We start from the raw sequence: 1,736 nt of genomic DNA, 5'->3' as shown, positions 1-1,736 counted from the left end.
GGGCATTTTGACTTGTCCCCAAAGAATATATCTTTGGTCAGCTAAGAAGAAACGGAGCAACACGGATTTATCCTGTTGCGTAGTATCTGCTTAGAATCCCCGTGACTTAAGTCCGGGGAGTAGTCAAAACATTATCAAAGTATCTAATCCGATAACAGTGATGTTATCAGATTATTATCAGGACTTACGCAAATTGATTTTTAAACCACTATCTGTAGGGGCGAATGGTATTCGCCGTCGCTATATGTATAGTCTCTGCGTAAGTCCCGATTGATTATATTAGAGATTAAATTTTAATATCCTATTGAGCTTCAGGGTCAATGTCTACTCTTGGTAGTCCTAGGCTATAGTTATTGACACGACTACCAAGATTATAGCTAATTTGACCTGATTGTAATAGCGATCGCACAAAATGCTCTAAATCGGAACCTATACGACGTAGGTTGTATTCAGTTAAATCTTCCCCACTACAAGATTCTACCAGATCGTCAAACTTTCTGTAAATCTGCTGCACGGCAGTATCATTCCAGTTAAGTTCGTTATCGGGGTCGATATCGAGAGTTAATGCCTTGTCATCAGGAACAAGTTCATTGTCTTCTATAATTCCGGCAAAGATACGAATATGTCTAGTTGTTGACTTTAATGACATGAGTAGTTTTCTCTCTGTGACTTTTTGTTAAATTCTATCGTAAGTATTGAATTATCAAATTACTTAACTTTATGGGTTAAAAAATTCTCACGGAAAAATATTCAGATAATTTACGCTAAAACACTATATAATTAGGATTAAAACTATAGTCCTACGCTATATTTAGTGTTTCTGACTAAAAAATTTGTAACAACATTTCTGAATAGTAATGCTATGTTTGATTACTGTCTGCTTCATAAAACCGACATAAAACGTCTCTCTTGGTGCGCGTTCCCTTGCGTCTGACGCCGACGCGGGGTCGCACCGCATAATGAGTGACATTTTAATGTTTACTTCCTGCTTCCACCGGAACTGTCGGCAGCACTCCGTCCACAGGCATCAACGGTCAAGCCGACCGCATCTCTCCATCTCCCTATCTCCCTATCTCCCTATCTCCCTATCTCCCCATCTCCCCATCTCCCCATGAGTTAAAGATAAATAGCAAACTTTTTGAGATTTGGTATAACATTAACAGGACTTACGCAAATTGACCTTTAAAGCACCATCTGTAGGGGCGAATGGCATTCGCCCTAGCTATATGTAGAGTCCCTGCTTCATTAATTGATAATGGATAATGGATAATTGATAATTACCTCTGGTTAAAACCGTCCTTGATTGAATATCAGGAGATATTATTTCTTTTCTTGGTCGATTGGATATGGCTCCGAGACCTCGCCATCCCACCCAACGGGGAAGCTGCGAAGATCGACCGCTGTCTTGGTCGATTGGATATGGCTCCGGGACCTCGCCATCCCTCGACCGCTTTTTTCCCCTATCCAAGGGGAGGCTTCAAGGCGCGAATTATTTAATTATTAATTATTAATTATTAATTATTAATTATTAATTATTCGGTAAGTCCTGATTAAGTTCGCTGAATTCGGTATGAAAAAATGTTCCATCACAAGCGCCATTGCCAAATCTTTCAAGATATCCCCCTCCTGGGAGGGGTTAGGGGTGGGTCTCCATCTCCCCATCTCCCCATCTCCCCATCTCCCCATCTCCCCATCTCCCCATCTCCCCATCTCCCCATCTCCCCATCTCCCCATCT

The 1,736-nt window shown here is 41.2% G+C and carries 1 protein-coding gene; it reads right to left on the bottom strand.

What is annotated here, in order from left to right; translation table 11 throughout:
• Nucleotides 1–301 precede the first annotated feature (301 nt).
• Entirely contained in the window at nt 302–649 is a 348-nt protein-coding gene (locus F6K06_RS33450) for an NAD(P)H-quinone oxidoreductase subunit M (protein WP_287245165.1), read from the bottom strand.
• Nucleotides 650–1,736 lie beyond the last annotated feature (1,087 nt).

The organism is Okeania sp. SIO1H4, from assembly GCF_010672695.1.
Taxonomy (GTDB): domain Bacteria; phylum Cyanobacteriota; class Cyanobacteriia; order Cyanobacteriales; family Microcoleaceae; genus Okeania; species Okeania hirsuta.
The sequence above is the reverse complement of the archived record's forward strand: the minus strand, read 5'-3'. Positions and strand labels throughout refer to the sequence as shown.